This is a genomic window from Macrococcoides goetzii (assembly GCF_002742385.2).
In the GTDB taxonomy this organism is placed as follows: Bacteria; Bacillota; Bacilli; order Staphylococcales; family Staphylococcaceae; genus Macrococcoides; species Macrococcoides goetzii.
The window spans coordinates 1-16,217 of record NZ_MJBI02000009.1 but is presented as its reverse complement, the minus strand read 5'-3'; the positions used below and the strand labels follow the sequence as shown (position 1 = coordinate 16,217).

The window sequence follows — 16,217 nt, the reverse complement described above, 5'->3', positions numbered from 1 at the left end:
TAGTTAGGGGTTTTTATTATAAATAGAAATAAATAAAGAGGTGATGTGCGTGTGATAAAAAGGTTTATTGATCGAGTTGATAATCTCGGCACTGAAGCGTGGATAGCGATACTCAATTACATTGATACAAGTATCGACAATTTGCAAGAGCGAAGTAAGAGTAATGAAGATAGAATCAATAAAGTCGAAGAAGAATTCAGAGAATTAAAAGAAGAGCTTGGAGATGCAAAAGCTGTCATAGACAGTAATAAAGAGTTAAGTAAAACTATAAAAAAAACTGCACTCACTACAGGTGTCGGCGCAGTTGTGATGTACATTCTGAATAAATTGGGGGTGGTTTAATGCGAAGTCCGAAATATAACGAAATATTTGTAATGATGTTCAGTTTGTATGTTTGGTTTACGTTATCTGTTGAGCCAGAACTTTTTACTTCGACGAACGGAAAATCAGGTGACATTTATGATACTTACATCGGTATGGTAGGTACACAGAATAATTTAGCATGGATAAGTTTAGGTGTGTCGCTACTATATTTAGCTAATCTATTCACTAGGAAATATGGACTGATAACAATCGTTCATGTTATTGGTATGATTTATTACTTATTCATCAATGCATCTTTCTTAATTAACTATCCAAATATCGCATTTGGTGTACTAAGTTTAGTATCAATATGGCTATTCACGGATTTATTGAAATTAATAGACATTACTGAAGAAGAAAAAGCACGAAAAATAAAAGAAAAGAATGGACTAGACGACTGTGATTCATTACGTCGCTAGTCTTTTTATGGAGGGTTTTATATGAAAAAAATAGATGGATATACATTAGCAAGATTAGTTAATTTAACACTGGCATTAATCAACGCTGCATTAGTAATGTTTGATAAATCTCCATTACCTTTTGTGGAGGAAGATGTAGAAGAATTTGTGATGTTACTGTGGTTAGTGTTTTCGAGTTGTTTAGCTTACTGGTACAACAATAATCACACTGAAAATGCTCAGAAAGCTCAAGAGTTTAAAAAACAGTTAGATCAAGGTGAAGTAGACTTCAAGGGACCTAAAGTTGTTCAAGAAGAATCTGAAATCAATGTCGATAACTCAGATAACCCAAATGAAGGTTTAGGTGGTGGACGTGTTGACTAAAAAGAAAATTGGTGTGTGGAACGGTGTACCAGTGTACACCGATTTTTTACCTATTGGAACAAGACGTACAGGGCAAAGGCTAGATAGTGGTGTTCCTAAATTTGCAGTGATTCATGATACAGGAAACAAAGATACTTCTGCACAAGCTAACGTGAATTATTTTAAGAACACTTATAATATTTCATGGAACCAAGTAGCTTCGGCACACATTTTTGTGGATGATGTTGAATGTATCATTTGTATTCCTGTAACAGAAAAAGCGTGGCATGTTCTTTATAATACCACTCAAGATAATTTTCATTATGGTGATGATGCAAACGATATAGCGTTCGGAATTGAATTTTCATATTTTTCTTCTCAATCCCGTAGCTTAAAATCCCTTGATAACGGATGTCGAATAATGGCTGCACTTTGTAATTCGTGGACGTTAAACCCTAAAACACATTTACCAGGACACCAAAACATACAATCAGATAAACAAGATCCAGGTAATTTATTAGAAGCTTGTGGCTATAAGAGAAGTGATATGAAGATTATTGATGATTTAATCATTAAATACATGAAAGGTGATGCACCTGTTAAAAAGGTAGCACCAAAACCTGAAAAAGTTATAACTGCTAATCCTAAAAAAGCAAAATCAATATTAAGTATGTCATCTAAAGCTTATTACAAAGGTACAATTAAATATGATGCTTCATTAAGAAAGAGAAAAGGATCTACATTAAATGATTTTTCTTTTGGCGAAGAAATAGGCATTGTTAAAAAAGGGATAGAAGTTTATATATTCCAAGAAATTAAAGATGCACAAGGAAATACATGGTGCAGAACGTACAGCAATAAAAATAATGGATGGGTGCATAAAGATACTATAAAGAAAACAAAAACCTTTATATCCATGAAAAAGAAAGCAACAACTAAAAAAAAATCTACTAATAAAAATAATGATATCTACACAGTTAAGCCTGGTGACTATTTATTTAAAATTGCAGAACAACACAAAGTAAGCGTTTCAGATTTAAAGAAATGGAACAATCTTAAGTCTGACACAATATTCCCTAAACAATTATTAAAAGTTGCAAAACCATCAGAAACTAAACCAAAAGTAACTGCAAAAAAGAAAGCGCCTGTTAAAGTTAACACAAATAAAAAGATTGCACGATTAACTCAAGAAGAAGCGGTCAATTATTTATGGAGTATGAAAGATAAGTATATAGACTGGGACAATCGCTTTAAACTACAATGTTATGACGCTGCAAATGCGTATTGGCATTCATTATTCAACCATTCATTGAGTGGGATGTATGCTAAAAATATTCACATTGATAACAGAGCGGTACTTCAAAATGAATCTGAAATAATCATTTATGACGGTAAGCGTAAACCTCAAAAAGGGGATATGCTTATTTTTTATTATCAAATTTACGGAAGTATTGCAGGTCATGTAGCAATGTGCCTTGAAGCTGGTGAAAATGGCATGACAATAATCGAACAAAACTATGATGGTTCTGGAACTATGCCATGTACAATTAGAACGTGTAATTTCTTTGGATTGATTGCTATAGTTAGACCGAACTTTAAATAAATAAGTATTTAGACCACAAAAAATAACCCTACTTATCATTTGATAGGTAGGGTTATTTTTTATGGCTATTTATTTATATAGTACTCATAAAGCGTTTCAGCAGTTTTTAATGTTATATCATCTAAATTACGTTGTTTATTACGTAACTTACTAATTACTGCTTTACTAACTTTAGTGTCGCGTTCGATTTGATTAGCTGAGATATTACTATCTAATAGTGACTGTATTTCTTTTCTCATTATTCTTCATCTTCTTCAAATTCAAACACGCTATAATAGTATTCAGATTTGCTATCAGAAATTAAATTATAGTAGTCATCATCTTCCTTAACTTCGATCAATTCAAAGGCAGCCATTACATCTTCATCAAATACATCATAACCATATTTATCTACGATATTTTCATAAACCTCTTTATAAGTTTCTCCTTCAGCATTATAAACCTTTTTCATATCAGTAGTTTTACCAGTCCATAAAATAGTCATCTCAATCAATCTCCTTTTTGTTTTTAATTTGTTATTATCTTATGTCTATATATTACTCGATATGTTTAAGTACGTCAACACCTATCCATAAGATATTTATAAAGTTTCATTTTATGGCTAAAAAACCGAATTATTAATATTTCGGTGATTAAGACGAATGTCGGAACTATATTATTATGCACTTCCAAGTCTCCCTAGACTTCCGACAGTTTATCCACATAGTATGGTATGTTTATTTGATTTTAATAGCACGTTCCGACAATCTTCCGACAGTTTAGTCGATTATTACCGACAATAACCGATAAAACGGATGATATTGATAATTTCATGTAATTGATACATCCCCCCAAAAACATTGACATATCAATGTTTTGAAAATACAATAAAAAATAATCATCGAACACATGTACTTGTACACAAGTTGTGCACAAAATGTGTATAACTTATTGTCAATAGGGAGTATTACACGAAATTAATCATAATATCATACACATTTTCTGTGGATAACTAGGATAACTCTGTGGATTAGTGTAATAAAAGGATTTTTATTGTGTATAACTTTGTGTACAAAAAAACCGGCTTTGCCGGTTAATTTTCTAATGCTAATTCTAATTCTGTCCACTGTTCGACTTTTTGTTCGAGTGTTTGATTTAATGTAATGAGTTCTTCATTTAAAGCATGAGATTTTTCATGGTTGTTAAATACTTCTGGTTGCGTAAGTTGTTCCTCTATACTACTAATTTGACTTTCCAGGTGCTGAATATCTTTTTCCGTACTTTCTAATTGTCGCTCTAGTTTACGTCTTTCCTTTTGGTTCGCTTTAAAGTCATCGTTGGTCGTTTCTTTAGTAATTTGCTTTGACTCCTGTTCGATTAAGCTTTCGTGGGCTAATCGTTCTTCTTCTTTTTCGATGAAATATGAATAGTCGCCGAGGAACAGCTTTCCACCCTTATCTGTCATCTGGAATATCTTTGTTGCTATTTTATTGATGAAATAACGATCATGGCTAACAAATAACAAGGTGCCGGGATAATGGATAAGTGCGTCTTCAAGTACTTCTTTTGCATCAATATCCAGGTGGTTAGTCGGCTCATCAAGAATTAATACATTGTTTTCTTCAAGACTAAGCTTTGCAAGTTGTAATCTCGCTTTTTCTCCTCCTGATAAATCATTGATAATCTTTTTCACATCATCCTGGACGAAGAGGAAACGGCCAAGTACTGTACGAATATCTTTTTCAGGCATCGTTGGATAGTACTGCCATAATTCTTCTAGTACAGTATTATTTGAAGAAAATTCAGCTTGCTTTTGATCGTAATAGCCGATAGAAAGATTAGCACCATATTTAATATCACCGTGTAGTGCAGTTAACTGTTTGGCGATGGTTTTAATAAGTGTTGTCTTACCGATTCCGTTTGGTCCGATAAATGCAACAGCATCCTGTTTTTTTATATCTAAATTTAAATGTTCAGCAAGTGGTGTATCATAGCCGATAGCAAGGTCATCGATACGTAACACATCATTTCCTGTTTCCTTCTGAATATTAAATCTTAAATTCATAGAATGATCGTCTTGTTTCGGAATATCAATCTTTGTCATCTTTTCAAGTACTTTACGACGTGATTTCGCCATACCACTCGTTGATGCACGTGTAATATTTTTTTGGACAAAGGTTTCCAAACGTTTAATCTCAGCCTGTTGTCGTTCATACTGTGCCTGCATCTTTTCGTAAAATTGATCACGTTGTTCAATGAATTTTGAATAGTTACCGACATATTTCTGAACTTGACCTAATGCAACATCGTATACTGTGTTTACCACTTTATCTAAAAAGTAACGGTCGTGTGAGATAATTACGATGGCACCATCATACGTCGTTAAATAATTTTCGAGCCAGGCAGTTGTATCCATGTCGAGATGGTTAGTAGGCTCATCGAGAAGTAGTAAGTCAGGATTATGAAGTAGCATTTCAGCTAGAGCAAGACGTGTCTTTTGTCCACCTGAAAAAGTATCGATTTTCTGGTCAAAGTCTTCGGGTTTGAAGTTGAGACCCGTGAGCACTGTTTTAATCTTAGTTTCGTAAAGATATCCATCCTGAGCTTCAAATTGTTGCTGTAATTTCTCATAACTCGTTAATTTTTCCTGATATGCATCCGTGTGCGCATTATGACTTTCTTCGCTTAAATACAAAGCAATTTTGTCTAATTCCTGCTGCATTTTTTCCAGATGAAGGAACGGTTTTTTCATCGCTTCGTAGACGGTTCCTTCTGCATTCAAAGTCATTTGCTGAGTAAGATAGCCGAGTCTGATATTTTTAGCCATTGAAAGATTACCAGTATCGTAATCTTCAGTGCCAGCTAGAATCTTCATTAAAGTGGTTTTACCAGCACCATTTCTTCCGACAATAGCGATACGGTCGTTAGATTTAACTTCGAATTTCACATTCGAAAATATATTTTCACCTGAGTACGATTTAGTTAAATTGCTTGCTTGTAATAATATCAAGTTATTTCACCTCACTTTCATTGTACATGAAGGACGATGAGGTGGGAATATTTTAATCAGTTTTGTGAAATTTCACATAGTCAATTAATATGTTAAGTGTTATAATCAAAAGTGATGTGAAATCTATCACAAATTTACTTGAAACAGGTGAGTAGGGTGTCAAAGGACGAAATAAAGATTCCTAAAGCCACACTAAAGAGACTTCCTTTATATTATCGTTTTGTGAATACGTTATATAATTCAAATGTGGAAAGAGTCAGTAGTAAGGAGCTAAGTGAAGGCTTACAAATTGATTCGGCAACAATACGAAGAGATTTTTCTTATTTTGGTGAGCTAGGAAAAAAAGGATATGGCTACAACGTTAACTTTTTATTAAACTTTTTTAAGACAACTTTGCAGCAGGACATGATTACAAAAGTTGCGATTATCGGAGTAGGGAATCTGGGAACTGCACTGGTTAATTATAACTTCTCAATCAATGATCGCATGAAGATTACAGCAGCCTTTGATACAAGCTCATCTTCTATCGGAAAGACGATTGGTAAGATTACTGTCGAAGATATGAAGGATTTCGAAAAAATTGTTGAAGAAACAGGCATTCAAGTTGTAATATTAACAGTACCAGGTGCGGTTGCACAAGACGTGGCAAATAGAGTGACAAAAGCAGAAATAAAAGGTATATTAAACTTTACACCAGAACGTTTAACAGTGCCTAATGGGGTGCACGTGCATCACATCGATTTAGGTGTTGAATTACAGTCGCTAATATTCTTTATGAAAAATCATTAGGGGGTAAAATAGATGTTATTTGTTAATACAGTTGGTATGATATCACCTGCAATTGCTATTTTCTTAGGAGTCATTGCGTTAATTATTTTCGGACCTAAGAAATTACCAGAATTCGGTCGTGCAATGGGTACATCTTTAAAAGAATTTAAAGATGCTACAGATGGTATTATGAAAGACCATGATAAAAATGATAAAGACGTAAAATAATTTAGAAATTCAAAACGGCGACAGTGTTTGCCGTTTTTTTATGAGGAGGTTCATTCCTTAGATGAATAAAGATGATTTAACCGTTGTTGAGCATTTGGACGAGTTACGTAAGCGCATTATGGTCGTGCTCTATTGTTTAGTAGCTGGGACGGCAGTAGGATTTTACTTTGGTAAACCTGTTACGAAATTCTTAACAAAAGATGATGTACCTAAAGGTATTGAACTGCATTATTTCAAAGTGAGTGACCCGTTAACGATTTATATTACAGTGATTATGATTATTGCACTGATCATTATATCGCCAGTCATTTTATATCAGTTATGGGCATTTATCTCTCCGGGATTACATCCAAAAGAACGTCGTGCAACATTATCATACATTCCAATCAGTTTAATTTTATTTCTAGCAGGACTCAGTTTTAGTTATTTTTATGTATTTCCTTATTTGATTCAGTTCACGATTGGACTTGCGAGTGAGATGGGGGTTAATCAGATGATTGGTGTCAGGGAGTATTTCAACGAAATGCTGAGATTTACGATTCCATTTGGATTCTTATTCCAGTTACCGATACTGTTGTTATTCCTAACACGACTAGGTATTGTTACACCGATGTTCCTAAAGAAAAATCGAAAATACGCGTATTTTGCTTTATTTGTGATTACTGCATTGATCTCACCGCCGGATTTAATTTCATATTTGATGTTCTCATTCCCAATGTTGTTGTTATACGAAGTGAGCATACAAATTAGTAAGATTGGGTATCGTCAATTTTTAAAAGGTGAACAACGTTTAATTGAAGAAGAACTAATGGACTAACCACTCTAGAGAGTGGTTAGTTTTTTTTGATATTTAGTGGAAAAATTACAAACAAATGCCCACATGAAACTAGAAGTGTGCACGAACAGGAAAAAACTTCAAACAAATGCCCACATGAAACTAGAAGTGTGCACGAACAGGAAAAAACTTCAAACAAATGCCCACATGGAATCAGAAGTGTGCACGAACAGGAAAAAACTTCAAACAAGTGCCCACAATGAACTAGAAGTGTGCATCTATATCCATTAATATCCAACTCAAATTTGATATATACCCTCTTTATCTGTACGTTTTAAATTTTTCCTGATAAACCGCTCAATTTTGTAGTTCCGCACCGAACTTCCCGTAACAAATTTCGTAAATTTACCAACTTTCACACTGCCCACTTTATGAATTGCACAATATTCTTTCAGTGCATAGTGCATCACATCATTAAAACTATAAATTTCATGACAGCATGGCATCTTTATCAGATTAGAAAATTCTACGTCTTGCACAACAGCACATTTCGGACATTTCAGACCTTTAAAAAACACAGCTTCTGTAATATCCAGTTCAACACTATGGATTGATTCTGATCGATGTGCTTTCACAAGCAATTCTGCAATATCATAGTCAACTTCCATAACAGGATGCATCTTTAATTCATGAAATGATGACTGTAATTCGTTTGCGTGTAACAAACGTGGATGTTTGCCGTCATTTTTAAACGTCACATTATTATTTACAAATACAAAAAAACCCACTACTGTAAAGTTAACGCCGAATTGCTTCCATATATAATTCCTTAAAAAAGTTTCAGATCTGCTGATCTGTAAATCAGGCTTTTCAATCTCTTTATATCCGTGATAGAATTTGCCATCTTGATAACGAGAATTCCTCGTATAGTATTTCGCGTCTAATATATATGCACTTTGATTCACGATAACGATTGTATCGAACTGTCGTTCAGTCTTACCATCTAACAATCTTAAATCCTGAATGACTAATGCATTTCCGAAATCTACACGACTAATAATACGATCAAGCAGTTGCTCGCCGTAATAGCCTTTTAATTCTAATTCATAATATGATAAATCGAGATTACTGCGTCCTTTGAGGTGGTGTAACTGAAGCAATGAAGAGGAAGGTTGTCTTGTTTTGATAATCATATAGTCTCCTGTTAGATATTCAATGATCAATACACTCTCTTTATATCACGAATTTCTAAAACATGCTAAAATAAAGTCAATATGTAAGGGGTGGCAGCATGAATAATATATTAGATATTGCAAATCTCGCTGGCGTTTCAAAAAGCACCGTCTCAAGATATTTAAACGGTGGTTCAGTGAGCGATAAGACAAGACAGAAAATTGATAAAATCGTGAAGGAAACGGGTTTCAAGCCTAACCAGTTTGCGCAAAGTTTAAAAGCGAAGCGCACGAACATGATAGGTGTTATCGTACCTCGTTTAAACTCATATGCTTCTAATGAAACTTTACTTGGTATAGAAACGACGCTACGTAGTCAAAACTATCAAACTTTAATTGCTAATACAGATTTATCTATTGATTTAGAGTTAAATGCAATCAAGACTTTTCATACGAGTAAAGTTGATGGCATCATTCTGCTGGCTACGACTTTAACAGAGGAACATATTGAACACATCGAATCTTTAGATAAACCTTTTCTGCTTATCGGTCAGCAAGATGCACATATTCATTCAATTATTCAAAATGATTACGCAGCAGGCATAAAGATCGGTAAGTATTTTAAAAATCTCAAATATCAAAATATCGCCTATCTAGGCGTACCTGAAACGGATATCGCAGTTGGCCAAAAAAGAAAACAAGGTGTAATCAAAGGGTTTGGGCAAACCATCCCATTATATGAAACGACCTTTAAACTTCAAGACGCAACAGAAGCTGCAAAGCAGTTAGTAGAAAAATATGATGCACTTATTTGTGCGACAGATAATATTGCACTCGGCGTATTGAAAGCAGCGCAACAACAAAAAGTAAGAGTACCTGAGCAACTATCGATCACTGGATTTGGCGGTTATGAAACGACATCTATTGTGACACCGATGATCACGACGATTAAATTTCCATATTTTGAAACAGGCGAGTTAGCCGCTAAATCCATACTGGATTTAATTGACGAAAAAGAGGTGCCGTTACTTCAGGAAATGTCGTTTGAATTAAATGAAAAAGAAAGCGTTGACAAAAAAGCAGTACAAGCATAAAATGACACTAAATAGAATGGAACCGGTACCAAAAAGGAGTATAAATATGATTGAATGGACACGAGAAGAACGATATCAAAGATTAGAATCATTACCAGAAGACGAATATTTAAAATTAATAGAACAGACGAAACAATCATCTCATAGACAGTTATTCCATATTCAGCCACCAACGGGATTACTGAACGACCCGAATGGATTTGCTTATTTTAACGGTCAGTATCATTTATTCTATCAATGGTTTCCGTTAGGACCGGTACATGGTTTGAAGTACTGGTATCATACCGTAAGTGATGATCTTGCAACTTTTAAAAATGCAGGAATTGCACTACGTCCGGATACTCAGTTTGATAGTCATGGTGCTTATTCGGGCTCTGGACTAGTTGTAGATGATACGCTGAAACTAATCTATACGGGCAATCATCGTACAGATGCATGGGAGCGCATTCCTTATCAGATGATTGCAACGATGCATAAAGACGGCACGATTACAAAAGATGAAACACCGATTATCAGTGGTCCACAAACTGGCTATACAGACCATTTCCGTGATCCGAAAGTATGGTTTGAAAATGGATACTACTATGCCGTGATTGGCGCACAAAGAACAGATGAGACTGGTACAGTCGTTGTTTATCAATCTATTGATTTAAAGCACTGGACATTTATCTCTGAGTTAAAAACGGACTATACAGACTTCGGATATATGTGGGAGTGTCCGGATTATTTTGAATTGAATAATACGGATGTATTATTATTCTGTCCGCAAGGCATTGATAAATATGAAGATCAGTTCTGGAACATTTATCAGTCTGGCTATGTGCTCGGTCAACTTGATAAAGAGACATTCGAGATGACACACGGTGAATTTACAGAACTGGACCACGGATTTGATTTCTATGCACCTCAAACAACACTCGACAAAGATGGCAACAGAGTATTAATTGGATGGATGGGATTACCTGATACTGGCTATCCAACCGATAAAGAAGGATGGGCACACTGTTTAACGATTCCACGCGAGTTAACGATAGAGAATAACAAGTTACGTCAACGTCCGGTGAAGTCACTTAGAACATTACGTGGCAATGTAGAAACAGCAGAAGGTTATGCTACGAAAAAGAATGTAAAACTTCATCCTTATGAAGGGACGCACTATGAATTGATCGTCGATGTGCTTGACAATGATTCGACAGAATTTTATATAGAGTTACGTGTATCTAAAAAAGAAAGCACGATGATTACATATAATAAAGCAGAAAAACGCATCACGCTAGATAGATTTGATAGTGGGCAATTACCAGAAGGTGTTGATGGATATAGCCGTTCAGTTGTATTAGATGAAGATTTAAAGCAATTACAAATATTCGTTGATACTTCGTCTATAGAAATCTTTATCAATGACGGAGAGAAAGTGATGACGACACGTATCTTTACATCTCAAGATGCTAAAGGTATTCGCACATCGACTGAATCAGGTCAGGTGTACTTTAAATTTACAAAATATGACCTTAAGGAGGCAAACGAATGAGTGCATTATTTGCAATCGGTGAAGCATTGATTGACTTTATTCCTCAGACAAAAGGCGTGAAATTAAAAGAGGTTAAATCTTTTGAAACGAAAGTAGGAGGAGCTCCTGCAAACGTTGCAGCAAGTGTCGCTAAGTTAGGTGGAAAGTCTTATTTAATTTCACAACTGGGTGTTGATGCATTCGGAGATTTAATCATCGATACATTGGAAGATACAGGGGTTAACACATCTTATATTACACGCTCTAACGAAGCAAATACTGCACTTGCATTTGTAAGCTTAACGCTCGAAGGTGAACGTGATTTTTCATTTTACCGAAATCCTTCAGCTGATATGTTAAGAACAGCAGAAAATTTGCCGGAACAAATACAACCGGAAGACATTATGCATTTCTCTTCAGTTGATTTGATTCCTTCACCGATGAAAGACACACATATCGCTTTGATAGATAAGTTCCATGAAGCAGGTGGCTTAGTCATCTTTGATCCGAATTTAAGATTTCCACTGTGGCCGGATAAAGCATTGTTAAAAGAAACGGTTCAGACTTTCATGCCGAAAGCACATATTTTGAAAATTTCAGATGAAGAGCTGGAATTTATTACAGGTATCAAAGATGTTAACGAAGCGATTCAAAGTCTGTTTATTGGTCATACAGAAGCGGTCATCTATACAGAAGGTCCAAAAGGCGCAACGGTATATTTTAAAGATCATACTGTTCACGCACCAGGAGAAGTTGTTACTGTTGAAGATACGACTGGCGCAGGAGATGCTTTTATTGGTGCTGTAATCTATCAATTGTTAAATAAAACACAACAAATTAGCTATCTAAAAGAAAATGCTTACGATATTTTAGCATTTGCCAATCAAGTAGGGGCATACACAACAACAGGCAAAGGTGCCATCGAAAGTTTACCAAATATAAATGACTTAAAACTACGATTTTCCTAAAATTGTAGTTTTTTTTAATAAAAAGCATTATTTTTCATCAAAAATTAAAATATTTATTTAAATTATTCCGAACATATAGTATATAATATATATAAGTATTAATTTCAAATTAATATTTTGTAATATTGTCTTATTTTTAATGAAAAGTTTGGAGGTTATTAGCTATGTATTCCGTTTTAGGCCAGATTACACAAATGTACGACACATTCACACCGGTTGAGAAACGAATTGCAGATTTGATGATAGATCAACCTGTAAAAGTTGTGAATTTACCAATTAAAGAGATAGCAAAATTGGCAGGAACGAGTGAAGCTGCCATCGTACGATTCAGCAAGCGCCTAGGACTCTCTGGAATCAAAGTTGTAAAAGTAGAACTTGCAAGAGAATTACATACAATTGATACTGAAAAAAAACCTTCTAAGATAGAATTTACAGATTCAGTTGAAGTGTTAAAGGAAAAAGTATTCAATAATTCAATTCAAGCTTTATACAATACAGAAAAGATATTATCACCAAAATTAATCGATGATGCAGCACAAGCAATCATTAAAGCGAAGCGTATGATGATATTTGGAGTAGGAATAGCACAAGTCGTAGGAGAAGATTTCAGACTTAAACTTGCGCAAATTGATAAACTTGCACATCTTGCAAATGATTCTTTTACTGCGGTCTCAATGCTTGGAAACTTTGAACCGGGTGATGTATTATTTGCAATAACTTCATCAGGTAGAAGTAAAGAAATTATTGAAGTAATTAAGTATGCAAAGAAACAGAGGATTACGATTATCCTACTTACTCAAAAAGTACCGTCACCTGCTTTACGCATGGCTGATATTGCCCTTGCTATGGCAAAAGAAGAAAATGAAATTAAAGTTGGAACGATGACGGTTCGAATTGTGCAACTGGCTATTATTGATGCGGTATACTTAAGAATTGGTTCAATCCAAAGTGAAGCAGTAATTAAAAGTTTAACAAACGTTAACAATGCACGTGAAGATATTCAGGACGCACAGTAATTTTAAGTATAAAAAAGGTCATTGAAATAATATTTCAATGACCTTTTTTAATGCTTATTATTTTTTTACGATAAAGCGGTTTTCTACAGGTTGGAAGTCTTTTGGACCAGCTTCTGAACCAACTGAACCGAACGGCATTTGCGCAACAAGTTCCCAAGTTGCAGGAATATCGAATTCACTTGCTACTTTTTCATCGATTACGCCATCATAATGTTGTAATGATGCACCTAATCCTTTATTGGCAAACGCTGTCCAGATTGCAAATTGGTGCATTGCATTTGATTGTTGTGCCCATACAGGGAATTTCGGAGCATAAGCTGCGAATTTTTCTTGTAATCCTTCAGTTACTTTTGTATCGATGTAATATAATACAGTACCGTAACCAGCTTTAAAGCTATTGATTTTTTGTTCAGTTTCACTGAAATCACGGTCTGGACCCATTAATTCTTTTAAGCTGTCTTTAGTGATATCCCATAATTTTTTATGTTGATCATTTAATAAAAGAACAACACGTGTACTTTGTGAGTTGAACGCTGATGGTACATGTTTTACTGTGTCAGAAATAATTTTTTCGATTTCTTCGTCAGAAATTGGTGATTTTGGTTCGATGTGATAAATTGAACGTCTGTTTTCGATTGCCTCTTCAAAACTTTTTGCTAAATCTTTTTTAAATAAACTCATTGTCATTTCTCCTTTTATTTTAAATTAATTACGACGTATCATTAATCTGATTCCTATACCATTTGGATCTTTTATAACTTCAGAATTCCCGTCTTTATGCATTGTTAATCCTTTTTCGTTCAATAACTTTTTGAAATAGGCAACATCTTCATCATTTGGCATCTGAATATCAAAACGGCGTATACCCGGTGCATCTTGTTCAGGTTGTTCAGTCGCTTTATCCCACGTATTTAAGCCGAGATGATGATGATATCCAGCTGCTGATAGAAATGCAGCACTATTCCCGTATTTAGTCATAACATCCATACCGAAGAAATCCTCATAGAAAGCAATACTATTATCGAGATCGATGACAGATAGATGCATATGTCCCATAATTGTATCAGGATGTAAACCTTTAAAAGGCTGGTTGTTGTTCGCAGCAAGTACACCGCTAAAATCCATTTCAGTTGTACCCATCACGATATTGCCGTTTTCTTCAAATTCCCATTTTGAAGATGGCACATCACGATAAATTTCAATTCCATTACCTTCTGGATCTTGTAGATAGATCGCTTCAGATACATCATGATTACTTGCTCCAGAAAGCGGATAACCCGTTTTGATGAGATGGAAAAAGATATTACCTAATGCTTCACGAGATGGTACTAGTAATGCAAAGTGAAATAATCCTGCTGATTTTACTCTTTTTTTATTCGTCTGGTACAGATAAATTAAAGGACGGTTTCTAGTGCCGAGTACTGCATGTTGATCTGTTGACTCTAAAACATTCAATCCTAAAATTTCGTTGTAGAATACTAAACTGTTCTCCATAAAATTTACATTTAAATGGATTGCACCGATATGCGTGTCGTTCGAAAAATATTTTGCTTCCATAGTTTAAAGACTCCTAAGTATATTTTGTATATACGATATAATTAATATATCACATCATATTATAAATTAAAAATGTTTTAATGTTATTATATCAACTTTTATAAATTTATTGCAGTTATATATACTATGTTAAATATATGTAACAATACGCTCACTTAATAGAAAATAATAAATATGTGCTTTATAATGAACGTAATTGGAAATTTGGAGGAATGTATAATGCGTAAACTAAAGCTACATTCGTTTGCTATAACGACAGCTGCTCTAACGTTAAGTCTAAATGCATTAGACATTAACTCAGCAGAAGCTAATGAAATCACACATAAACCAGCAAGTACTGTTGAAATCGTATCAACTGAAATGAATCAATCTACTAATGATACACCAACTATAGAGCGTCCTACTACAGAAGCAAGAACGACTGAAACACCGACAACTGAGAAAAAGTCTACTGAAAAGACGATTGTTACATCTCAAACGAATGAAACGAATCATAAAGTAACTGAAAAGCCGGCAAAAGAACCAGTTAATGCAACGAGCACTTCAACAAAGCCTGCTACGAATAATCAGACTGTCAAACCAAGTGTAAAGCCACCAGTTACGACTGAAAGGCCGACTACTGAGCAACCTGTACCAGCTCCAGCTCCTGTTACAAAACCAACAGAGCCGGTGACAACTGAAAGACCGAATATTCCAACGGATGATAATATTGGAACTCAGCCCCCAACACCAGTGACACCATCAAATCCAGGGATACCGAGTACAGGAGGCGGGTATGATACACCAGTACCACCAGCACCAAAGCCACCTGTCGATGGAAATAAAGATGAAGACAAGCAAGAGCACACAGATAAACCCGGTAAATTCATGCCTGCTAAAGGAGAAGCATACTATATAGCACTAGACAAACATGTTGGAGAACTTGTGACGACAAAGATTGAAAAGTCTAAAGATATAGATGATGCAACACAGACAGAAGCTGCAGATGCAACAGATAAGAAAGAGAAGAAGGCTTCAACTAAAGCGAATACTTCAAAACAGACAAAATCGACTAAAGATAAACAAAAAGATTCAGACAAAGAGAGACAGACTTCAACAGATAAAGAACAATTAAAAGCCCTACCTGAAACAGGTGAAGTAACTTCATTATTTGGATATATCGCAGCACTTCTACTAGCAGGTTCAGTTTTAGTGAGAAAGAAATAATTACAAAAAATACGCTTAAGCTTATAGCCTAAGCGTATTTTTACGGTTCTATGTCAAATAGGACTGATGCTCTAATTAGAGATTAAGCGACAACTTTATGTTGCTTAACTCTTTTTTTGATTCAGGTAAATATAATCTTGAACATAATAAAACTCTATTTTTTAAATTATTATAATTTCTGTAACCAAAAGAAACTCTTTTTATTAG

At 34.7% G+C, this 16,217-nt stretch carries 17 protein-coding genes and 1 pseudogene; 12 read left to right on the top strand and 6 right to left on the bottom strand.

All coding sequences use genetic code 11. From position 1 onward, the window contains the following. Positions 1 to 51: 51 nt before the first annotated feature. The 4 genes and pseudogenes from BFS35_RS12090 to BFS35_RS14070 all read left to right on the top strand — a co-directional run. Positions 52 to 342: a hypothetical protein gene (locus BFS35_RS12090; RefSeq protein WP_099576886.1), complete on the top strand. Its 291-nt coding sequence runs from the start codon at positions 52 to 54 to the stop codon at positions 340 to 342. Further along, a complete protein-coding gene (locus tag BFS35_RS12085) occupies positions 342 to 782 on the top strand; it encodes a hypothetical protein (protein ID WP_099576888.1) in 441 nt (146 codons plus the stop codon). Before BFS35_RS12090 ends, BFS35_RS12085 begins: the two co-directional genes overlap by 1 nt. 21 nt (positions 783 to 803) lie before the next feature. Next, positions 804 to 1,145, top strand: coding sequence for a phage holin (locus BFS35_RS12080; protein ID WP_099576890.1), 342 nt, complete (start codon positions 804 to 806; stop codon positions 1,143 to 1,145). Further along, positions 1,138 to 2,019: pseudogene (locus tag BFS35_RS14070) on the top strand (peptidoglycan recognition protein family protein); the annotation flags it as partial. The gene BFS35_RS12080 and the pseudogene BFS35_RS14070, both read left to right, overlap by 8 nt. Before the next feature lie 773 nt (positions 2,020 to 2,792). Here the strand turns inward: BFS35_RS14070 and BFS35_RS12070 are convergent. The 3 genes from BFS35_RS12070 to BFS35_RS12060 form a co-directional block, all read right to left on the bottom strand. Then, positions 2,793 to 2,966: a DNA-binding protein gene (locus BFS35_RS12070; RefSeq protein WP_099576894.1), complete on the bottom strand. Its 174-nt coding sequence runs from the start codon at positions 2,964 to 2,966 to the stop codon at positions 2,793 to 2,795. After that, positions 2,966 to 3,211 (bottom strand): hypothetical protein, encoded by a 246-nt coding sequence (locus BFS35_RS12065; RefSeq protein WP_099576896.1) that lies wholly within the window; start codon positions 3,209 to 3,211, stop codon positions 2,966 to 2,968. The genes BFS35_RS12070 and BFS35_RS12065 overlap by 1 nt, the downstream gene beginning before the upstream one ends. Positions 3,212 to 3,799: 588 nt before the next feature. Continuing rightward, positions 3,800 to 5,716: an ABC-F family ATP-binding cassette domain-containing protein gene (locus tag BFS35_RS12060; RefSeq protein ID WP_099576897.1), complete on the bottom strand. Its 1,917-nt coding sequence runs from the start codon at positions 5,714 to 5,716 to the stop codon at positions 3,800 to 3,802. A gap of 156 nt (positions 5,717 to 5,872) precedes the next feature. Between BFS35_RS12060 and BFS35_RS12055 the strand changes: the two genes are divergently transcribed. The 3 genes from BFS35_RS12055 (at position 5,873) to tatC (ending at position 7,529) form a co-directional block, all read left to right on the top strand. Further along, the gene (locus tag BFS35_RS12055; protein ID WP_099576899.1) at positions 5,873 to 6,505 is read left to right on the top strand and encodes a redox-sensing transcriptional repressor Rex; all 633 of its coding nucleotides are present in this window, start codon (positions 5,873 to 5,875) and stop codon (positions 6,503 to 6,505) included. Between the two features lie 12 nt (positions 6,506 to 6,517). Next, positions 6,518 to 6,712, top strand: coding sequence for a twin-arginine translocase TatA/TatE family subunit (gene tatA, locus BFS35_RS12050; RefSeq protein WP_099576901.1), 195 nt, complete (start codon positions 6,518 to 6,520; stop codon positions 6,710 to 6,712). 61 nt (positions 6,713 to 6,773) lie between these two features. After that, positions 6,774 to 7,529, top strand: coding sequence for a twin-arginine translocase subunit TatC (tatC, locus tag BFS35_RS12045; RefSeq protein ID WP_099576903.1), 756 nt, complete (start codon positions 6,774 to 6,776; stop codon positions 7,527 to 7,529). 257 nt (positions 7,530 to 7,786) lie between these two features. On the opposite strand, the gene BFS35_RS12040 is transcribed toward tatC, so the two are convergent. Then, positions 7,787 to 8,680, bottom strand: a complete 894-nt coding sequence (locus BFS35_RS12040) for a nuclease-related domain-containing protein (protein WP_099576905.1) — start codon at positions 8,678 to 8,680, stop codon at positions 7,787 to 7,789. 98 nt (positions 8,681 to 8,778) lie between these two features. On the opposite strand from BFS35_RS12040, the gene BFS35_RS12035 reads away from it, so the two are divergent. From BFS35_RS12035 to BFS35_RS12020, 4 genes are all read left to right on the top strand, one after another. Continuing rightward, positions 8,779 to 9,753 carry a LacI family DNA-binding transcriptional regulator gene (locus BFS35_RS12035; protein WP_099576907.1) on the top strand — a complete coding sequence of 325 codons (975 nt, stop codon included), beginning with the start codon at positions 8,779 to 8,781 and terminating at the stop codon, positions 9,751 to 9,753. Between the two features lie 46 nt (positions 9,754 to 9,799). Beyond that, positions 9,800 to 11,284 (top strand): glycoside hydrolase family 32 protein, encoded by a 1,485-nt coding sequence (locus BFS35_RS12030; RefSeq protein WP_099576909.1) that lies wholly within the window; start codon positions 9,800 to 9,802, stop codon positions 11,282 to 11,284. Next, the gene (locus tag BFS35_RS12025) at positions 11,281 to 12,231 is read left to right on the top strand and encodes a carbohydrate kinase family protein (protein WP_099576911.1); all 951 of its coding nucleotides are present in this window, start codon (positions 11,281 to 11,283) and stop codon (positions 12,229 to 12,231) included. The genes BFS35_RS12030 and BFS35_RS12025 overlap by 4 nt, the downstream gene beginning before the upstream one ends. Before the next feature lie 164 nt (positions 12,232 to 12,395). Then, a complete protein-coding gene (locus BFS35_RS12020; protein WP_099576913.1) occupies positions 12,396 to 13,247 on the top strand; it encodes a MurR/RpiR family transcriptional regulator in 852 nt (283 codons plus the stop codon). A gap of 57 nt (positions 13,248 to 13,304) precedes the next feature. On the opposite strand, the gene BFS35_RS12015 is transcribed toward BFS35_RS12020, so the two are convergent. Both BFS35_RS12015 and BFS35_RS12010 read right to left on the bottom strand, forming a co-directional pair. Beyond that, on the bottom strand, positions 13,305 to 13,928 hold the full coding sequence (locus BFS35_RS12015) for a nitroreductase family protein (RefSeq protein ID WP_099576915.1): 624 nt from the start codon (positions 13,926 to 13,928) through the stop codon (positions 13,305 to 13,307). Positions 13,929 to 13,952: 24 nt separating this feature from the next. Next, on the bottom strand, positions 13,953 to 14,804 hold the full coding sequence (locus tag BFS35_RS12010) for a VOC family protein (RefSeq protein ID WP_099576917.1): 852 nt from the start codon (positions 14,802 to 14,804) through the stop codon (positions 13,953 to 13,955). A 219-nt stretch (positions 14,805 to 15,023) separates the two neighbouring features. Between BFS35_RS12010 and BFS35_RS12005 the strand changes: the two genes are divergently transcribed. Further along, a complete protein-coding gene (locus tag BFS35_RS12005; protein ID WP_099576919.1) occupies positions 15,024 to 16,010 on the top strand; it encodes an LPXTG cell wall anchor domain-containing protein in 987 nt (328 codons plus the stop codon). The last annotated feature ends 207 nt before the right edge of the window (positions 16,011 to 16,217 follow it).